Consider the following 1091-nt stretch of genomic DNA (forward strand, 5'->3'; position numbering starts at 1 on the left):
GAAGGAGAGCTGGCTGCTTTCGGCAGAGGGGCCATATTTTTCTTTTTCCAGACGGCGAATTTCGCGCACTGCCTCTTGGCCGTCCATATTTGGCATCATGATATCCATCATGACCAGGTGAAAGGGGGAACCACTGGCCAGATGGCTCTTGAACAGGGCGACAGCTTCCGCCCCATCTTCGGCCAAAAAACATTCGCCATAGGGACGCAAATAGTGTTTGAGCAGTTCACGGTTGGCAAACTCATCATCGGCAATCAATGTTTTCATATTTCACCCCGCGCCCGTTCTGGTCTGTAGTCCCTGAATCCTGTTAAATTTACCTATTACTTACTGTATTGTCAACCATGTCACAAGCCACAGGCAGGGCAAGCGCACTGGCAAAGCAAAAAATTATTATGGAGGTCCAGGAGGAGATTATCTCCTCCTGGTGGGTTGCAGGGCAAAGCCCTGCTGATAATGTGCGGCGTTTCTACAGAAGCGAATGCTTAAGCATTCGCGCACGCCGCACAGATTTGTGCCCCGCAGGGGCACTCTTTGGGAGGGCGGACGCCCGACATGCACAGTTTCGCTTCTGGCAACAGTGAGGAAATTGGCAAATGCGATTACCATAAGCCACAGGCTGGGCAAGCGCATTGGCAAAGCAAAAAATTATCAGGGAGCTCCAGGAGCAGCTATTACTCAGGATCACGAAAAAGGTGTTGCTTGGCTCACACGGGCAACCGCCTGTGGATATGAGCCAGCTCAATCCCAACTTGGTAGAATGTACTCGGTTGGTGAAGGTGTTAAACAGGATGCCAAGAAAGCAGCCGAATGGTATCGCAAGGCTGCTGATCAGGGTAACGCTACTGCCAAAGAATGGCTGAAAAAACACGAAATGCAATGAGAACCTTCAACAAAACGATCCTATCTGTTGCACGTTTCCAGAAGAAGAATAAGCCGCATGAAACTGGCTTTTTCTTCGCGTCCTATCACTTGAGAACAGGCAACAGATGGGATCGTTTTGTTGCATGTCAGGCAATGGCACCTAATCCATGCTTCTCAACCAGGGACAATAATTTTAGGGATGGACCAGATGGATGTTTCTCTCCACG

At 49.7% G+C, this 1091-nt stretch carries 2 protein-coding genes; one reads left to right on the plus strand and one right to left on the minus strand.

Annotated features, from left to right (window positions below; translation table 11 throughout):
• On the minus strand, positions 1-267 hold a 267-nt coding region (locus EJP87_RS16970), incomplete at its 3' end, for a response regulator (RefSeq protein ID WP_130472998.1).
• 322 nt (positions 268-589) lie between these two features.
• Here EJP87_RS16970 and EJP87_RS16975 point away from each other — a divergent pair.
• Positions 590-883, plus strand: coding sequence for a tetratricopeptide repeat protein (locus EJP87_RS16975; RefSeq protein WP_193771509.1), 294 nt, complete (start codon positions 590-592; stop codon positions 881-883).
• Positions 884-1091: the final 208 nt, after the last annotated feature.

The sequence above is a fragment of the Candidatus Magnetaquicoccus inordinatus genome (assembly GCF_004217665.1).
Lineage (GTDB): Bacteria > Pseudomonadota > Magnetococcia > Magnetococcales > Magnetaquicoccaceae > Magnetaquicoccus > Magnetaquicoccus inordinatus.